We start from the raw sequence: 5,996 nt of genomic DNA on the forward strand, positions 1-5,996 counted from the left end.
AGCCTTTTTACAGGTAGAGACTTAAGTACGAAGTTAAACTCCTGCTGTGCGCCGTTTAAAATCTTAATAAACTCAGGAGCAAAACCCTGCTTTTTTTGCGCATTAATAATAATGGGAAAGTAGCCATCTTCAACCAGTACATCAATATCAACTGTTTTTGATAAGCTTGGTTTGGTAAATGTAAGCAAAACAAATAACAAAAATAATTGATGAAGTTTCATTTTAATACCTTCTAGTGTGAAGTACTTAATTGCATGTGATTAAATATAATAGCTTAAATATCAAAAAGAAGATTAATACATACGGGAGTATCTAGGCAGCAAAGAGGGATAATAGTGAGATATTTAAAAAGAGTAAGTAGCTTCAATCTGTCTGTAAGTATAAACAGATTAAAGCATGCTTAATTTAAAACTATTTATTAATTAATCGCGGAAATTTTTAAACTGAAAAGGTTGACCTAGCTCAGCACTGCGCACTACTTGCATAGCCTCTTGAAGATCGTCACGTTTTTTACCCGTTACACGTACTTCTTCGCCTTGGATAGCAGCTTGAACTTTAACTTTAGAGTCTTTAATGGCTTTAACTACTTTTTTAGCCATGTCCTTTTCGATACCCTGCTTTAAGCCAACGTTACGAAATACATTTTTACCTGCACGGGTAATATCTTGAAGCTCTAAGCTTGATACATCCATACCACGCTTAGATATTTTGTTAGCTAAAATATCAAATAATTGCATAACCTGAGAGTCTGCTTCAGCTTTAAGCTTAATTGTTTTGTCATTTAGCTCAATAGATGCATCAACGCCTCTAAAGTCAAAGCGAGTCTCTAGCTCACGATTTGCATTATCAACTGCGTTTTTAGCTTCGTTCATTTCTACTTCAGATACAATATCAAATGAAGGCATTGGTTTGCTCCTAACTATTTAATCTTAATTTTATGTGGTAATTATAACGCTAAAATTATAAATCTTTACATTTTTCTGCATCTTGTTCAGGTGCGATATTAAATTAGTTTGATATACTTGCGCCTCTTTTTTAAGCGATTTTAGGATTTGTCGTGACAAGGCGTGTTTATCAAGCAATTTTTTTAATCAGCATAGTAGCTTTTACCTTTTTATTTGCCAAAGAAATAAAAGGTGGCGTTGTAAATTTATTTCCTCATGTTGATAAAGTGGCCCATTTTGGGATTTTTTTTATACTAGCCATAATAATGGATAAAGCGTTTAAGCTTCCTTTATATGCGCAAATACTTTTATTGGCAGGTTATGGCGCCTCTATAGAAATAATGCAAGACGCACTCCCCTATAGGCAAGCATCACTCGGTGATTTTTTTGCTGATTTTGCAGGTGCCGCAAGCTACTTTTTACTTAGAGTAATTTTTACACCTCGAAAAAAGAACCCATATGGCTAATATTTTAATTGTCGGCGATGGTGCTATTGGCTTGTTACTTAGTCATTTTCTAAGTGCGTCGCATAATGTCAGTGTTTTAACTCGCAAAAGCCCAACAAATACCCGCTTTTATAGTCGAGGTAAGGGTGCATCTAAAAAAATTGACGCACAATTTATTACATTAAATCAGCTAAATAAAGCAGCTGAATTTGATGTTGTTTTATTTACCGTTAAAGCCTTTCAAGTACTTGATGCATTTACGCAAATAAAGCCATTTTTACCAAATCATTGCTCTGTTGTACTTTCGCATAACGGAATGGGTAATGTTGATGAGGTAAATAGCCAACTAAGTACTCACCAAGCACTCTACTTTTTAACGACAAGCATAGCGGGCTTTAAATCAAACCAATACATTGTGCAGCACACTGGTGAGGGACAAAGTGTTATTGGTGCTTGTAATGAATTAGCTTTTCAAAATAGCGCGCCAATAGCTGATATTTTTAAAGTAATACCCAGCCTAAAGTTTACTAATAACATTCAGCAGCTTCGTTTTGAAAAACTACTCGTAAATATTGCCATTAACCCATTAAGCGCTTTAAGTAATGTAAAAAATGGTGAGTTACGCGCACCTAAGTACAACGCTATAATTTTTAATGCACTCACTGAAGCATGCAATATAGCAAACGTACAAGGGCTTAATATCCCATTGATTAAAGCACTTAATACCGCTTATAAAATAATGGAATTAACGTCTGACAATTACTCTTCAATGCAGCAAGACGTCGCGCATTGCAGAGAAACTGAAATATCAGCTATATGTGGCTATATTAGCCAACAAGGCAAACTTCACGGTATTCCTACACCTTACAACGATGAGTTGTTTGTCAAAATTCAGGCAAAAAAAAGCGTGGTATAAACCACGCTTATATAAATTCTTAACTTTAAGACGACAAACCTTATGGGCGGTAAACTTTTACCGTTTCAAAGCCTTGTTCGTGCAGCATAAGTGCCTGTAGTTGGCTCATTACGCCTCGATCACAATATAAATAGTAGTCGGTGTCTTTTGGTAAATCACCAAACTTAGTCGCCAGACGGAAGAACGGTAAATGAACCACTTCAACACCGTCGATTGCAAGCGGTGCAGCTTCTTCTTCTTCTGGTGAGCGAATATCAACTACCACAGAGCCTACAGGCAAATCAGCAACCGATTCAGCTTCTTTAAGTTCTTGTTTGGCTTCTACGTCAATATCACGCACGTCCATTATACGTGCGTTGTTTACAACGGTATCAAGTACATCAAAGTCGAACTTTTCTTCTTCACCAAGAATAACGTCTATTTTGGCTTTAACCGTTGGCTTTTTAGAAATAACACCACAGTATTCAGGCATTGTTTCTGCCATTTCGGCCGTACCAATTTGACGAGCAATATTAATAATTTCTTGCTTATCGTGTTGAATAAGCGGGCGTAAAATAAGCGTTTCAGTAACACGGTCAATCACGCTTAAATTCGCTAATGTTTGACTAGATACTTGGCCAATACTTTCGCCAGTGACAAGTGCTTGAATGTTTAACTTTTGCGCAACCACACTCCCTGCGCGCATCATCATACGTTTAAGTACAACACCCATTTGACTGTTTTCAACGTTTTCTAAAATTTCAGCAACAACAGGTTCAAAATCAACCGTTACAAATTTAACTTTATGTGTAGAGCTGTATTTTTTCCATAAGTAGTAGCTTGCTTGCTTAACGCCAATTTCGTGCGCTGCGCCACCTAGATTAAAGAATAAAAAGTGTGTGCGTGCGCCTTTACGAATCATTTGGTAACTTGCTACGCCAGAGTCAAAACCACCAGACATAAGCGAAAGCACATCTTCTTGAGTTGGCAAAGGAAAACCAGCCATACCAAAATGTGTATGAGAAACAATGTAAGCTTTATCGTCTTTTACTTCTAGGCGTATTGTTACTTCTGGGCGGCTAAGCTTTACGCTTGCGCCTTCAATATGCTGATTTAATCCACCACCAACATAACGCTCTAAATCAGTTGAGGTAAAATCGTGTTGCCCTATGCGCTTAGCACGAACACAAAAGGTTTTACCTACAATAGTATGACCAACTAAAGCGATGGTTTTTTGATAAATATCATCAAGAGTTTCGAATTGTGTTTCGGTTACTTCAATAAATTGAACAATGCCAGGGATGCGTTTAAGGCTATCGATAAAATCAAGGCGAACTTGCGCGTCTTCAAGCTTTGTAACAACTGAAATGTTATCCCAGTTATTTCTTACTTGTACTTTTTCGTCAACACGGCGCAATACAATTTTAATGTTATTTTCTAACACTTTAGTAAAGCGTTTACGGACTGAACGGCTTTTAATGGCTATTTCAGGATGTAGTTTGACGATAAATTTAAGCATAGTTCACTCTTAGACTGCGGGAATTCGCGCTCCCAGGCATTTGGCGCGGGATTATAGCAAAAAATTCAGCGCCTAGGAAACAGCCTATTACTATCGATTAAACTACAGCTAGGGCCTGTTTATCTTTCGAGGTTAAATTTGCAGCAGTGTGTTTGGTATTTAGGCAAGGCAGAGCCTATGTAGTGTGGTTATTCCCCATAAATAGGCGATAACGTAGCATAAATACCAAACAAGCGCTGCCCAAAGGGTTTAGCCTAGGGGCGATTAACTCTTTGTTGCTTGGTTTTTACTTAGCCCACTAGGTTACAAACCTCGCGTCGCGATTTAATCGCCCCTAGATTGAACAAATTTTAATCCTGAAAGGTCAACAGGCCCTAAGGCTTGTTGCGCTAATTCAGTATATTTTTCACGTAGCAGGTTCATTTTATCAATGCTTTTATCGGTACTGTACGCTCTAAATAATGTAAGTACTTTTAAAATTCCATGATATATATCTTGCTCAGCAAGCGTACCACTTGGCCTACGGGCTTTAATATAAGGCGTCCAAAAACTAACCGTTAACTTTAATGTATGTGCTAAATCAATGACATCTTGCTCATCAATAGCAATCATTTCACTGTCGCGAAGTCCTAAAATAATTTTACGAACTTGCTCTAACAACTCTAACTGAAAATCAATATAAGCTTGTTTTAAATCAGCATCTCTAGAGAGAATATCCCCGAGATTATCGTAAAAAAAATGATAGCGCCACATCAGCTCAAATAACGAATCTAGGTAAGCCGTTAAATGATTAAATGCATCATCATCTTTATTAATAGGTTTAAAGTGAGTATTTAAATGATCGCGATACAGCGCAAAAATATGACGGATAATGTCTTCTTTATTTTTAAAATGATAATAAAGATTACCCGGGCTCATCCCTAAGTTTGATGCAATATGATTTGTCGTTATTGCACGCTCACCATTTTCGTTAAACAACAAAATACTGGTGTGTATTATTTTATCCTTGGTATTCATATGCTAATACTCAAATTATCTATAGGCTACATTACACTCAAAAGAGGTAAACAGTATAAACAAATATGAATCATTAAAACACTCCCACCATGGACTGACCTGTTTAAAGAAAGTAAGTGTTTATATGCTTTTTTAGCTAGGCTGCTTTGTGGCATAAACACTGTTAAACTAGCGCTAAGATAATAAATAGTGAACATTATGAAAGTTATTGCAATTTACCCTGGCACCTTTGATCCACTAACTAATGGGCACACAGACCTTATTCAACGTGCAGCTAAAATGTTTGATACTGTATTAGTTGCGGTTGCTAATAACCCAAGTAAAAAACCCTGCTTTAACCTTGAAGAACGTGTTGAGCTTGCAAACACTATTTTAAGCCACATAGATAATGTTAAGGTGATTGGTTTTTCTGGTTTATTGGCTGATCTTGCACGCGAGCACAATGCTAATGTGCTTATTCGCGGTATTAGAGCTGTATCTGATTTTGACTATGAATTTCAATTAGCTAACATGAACCGCCGCCTGAACCCCGACTTAGAAAGTGTATTTTTAACACCCGCAGAGCGAAATTCATTTATTTCATCAACACTCGTTAAAGAAGTAGCTCGCCACAATGGTGATGTAAGCGAGTTTGTAGACCCTGTAATTGTTAAAGCGCTAAAAACTAAATTGGGTTGTGGTAGCAGTTAATAATAAATAAGGCCTGTTAGCACTGAAATCCATTACTAATAGGCCCTTTTATTAAACACTTTATTTAGCTTTCCTTCTAACCAAGTAAGTTTTAAAACATCTTTACCTATAAAGAAAACTAAAACCATGGTCAAATCTGTAAAATTTATACCTACTATGTACACCCACCAGAACCACCAAAAATCATAATGGTGCATAACATCATTATCTATATACATTGCAAAAAATAGTAAGGTGTTTATACCTAAACCAAATAATAAATAAATGTATATGCTGCTAATCTTTATAAAAAAACCAGATAAAATAATAACAAATAGAGTAATAATATCGAATAAGAAAAAATCGAAGTAAGTTATTGCGTCCATATCAATAAACATACTAGAAGAGTAAGAAAGTGCCATGATGAAAGATAGCCAAACAATGCTTTTATCTGCGCTATTTATAGAGCTTACTAAAGAATATAAAAAAGCCATCAAAAAGCCCCA

At 36.3% G+C, this 5,996-nt stretch carries 7 protein-coding genes and 1 pseudogene; 3 read left to right on the forward strand and 5 right to left on the reverse strand.

Annotation, left to right across the window (positions count from 1 at the left end; all coding sequences use genetic code 11):
- Together GQR46_RS14855 and GQR46_RS14860 are read right to left on the reverse strand one after the other, a co-directional pair.
- Positions 1 to 221: pseudogene (locus GQR46_RS14855) on the reverse strand (ABC transporter substrate-binding protein); the annotation flags it as partial.
- Positions 222 to 422: 201 nt separating this feature from the next.
- On the reverse strand, positions 423 to 905 hold the full coding sequence (locus GQR46_RS14860; RefSeq protein WP_007377833.1) for a YajQ family cyclic di-GMP-binding protein: 483 nt from the start codon (positions 903 to 905) through the stop codon (positions 423 to 425).
- A 152-nt stretch (positions 906 to 1,057) separates the two neighbouring features.
- Here GQR46_RS14860 and GQR46_RS14865 point away from each other — a divergent pair, with 152 nt between their 5' ends.
- On the forward strand, positions 1,058 to 1,411 hold the full coding sequence (locus GQR46_RS14865; RefSeq protein ID WP_007581666.1) for a VanZ family protein: 354 nt from the start codon (positions 1,058 to 1,060) through the stop codon (positions 1,409 to 1,411).
- Positions 1,404 to 2,306 carry a 2-dehydropantoate 2-reductase gene (locus GQR46_RS14870; RefSeq protein ID WP_165741336.1) on the forward strand — a complete coding sequence of 301 codons (903 nt, stop codon included), beginning with the start codon at positions 1,404 to 1,406 and terminating at the stop codon, positions 2,304 to 2,306. The genes GQR46_RS14865 and GQR46_RS14870 overlap by 8 nt, the downstream gene beginning before the upstream one ends.
- A 40-nt stretch (positions 2,307 to 2,346) precedes the next feature.
- Here the strand turns inward: GQR46_RS14870 and thiI are convergent, their stop codons facing one another.
- Both thiI and GQR46_RS14880 read right to left on the reverse strand, forming a co-directional pair.
- Complete coding sequence (gene thiI / locus GQR46_RS14875; RefSeq protein ID WP_101164302.1) at positions 2,347 to 3,804, reverse strand: tRNA uracil 4-sulfurtransferase ThiI; 1,458 nt, start codon at positions 3,802 to 3,804, stop codon at positions 2,347 to 2,349.
- Positions 3,805 to 4,128: 324 nt separating this feature from the next.
- A complete protein-coding gene (locus GQR46_RS14880) occupies positions 4,129 to 4,821 on the reverse strand; it encodes a TetR/AcrR family transcriptional regulator (RefSeq protein WP_024592300.1) in 693 nt (230 codons plus the stop codon).
- Between the two features lie 198 nt (positions 4,822 to 5,019).
- Here GQR46_RS14880 and coaD point away from each other — a divergent pair, with 198 nt between their 5' ends.
- On the forward strand, positions 5,020 to 5,511 hold the full coding sequence (coaD, locus tag GQR46_RS14885) for a pantetheine-phosphate adenylyltransferase (RefSeq protein WP_165727579.1): 492 nt from the start codon (positions 5,020 to 5,022) through the stop codon (positions 5,509 to 5,511).
- 35 nt (positions 5,512 to 5,546) lie between these two features.
- Here coaD and GQR46_RS14890 read toward each other — a convergent pair.
- On the reverse strand, positions 5,547 to 5,996 hold a 450-nt coding region (locus GQR46_RS14890; RefSeq protein ID WP_240922912.1), incomplete at its 5' end, for a hypothetical protein.

Origin of the sequence: Pseudoalteromonas sp. Z1A6 (assembly GCF_011378745.1) — a bacterium.
Lineage (GTDB): Bacteria > Pseudomonadota > Gammaproteobacteria > Enterobacterales > Alteromonadaceae > Pseudoalteromonas > Pseudoalteromonas arctica.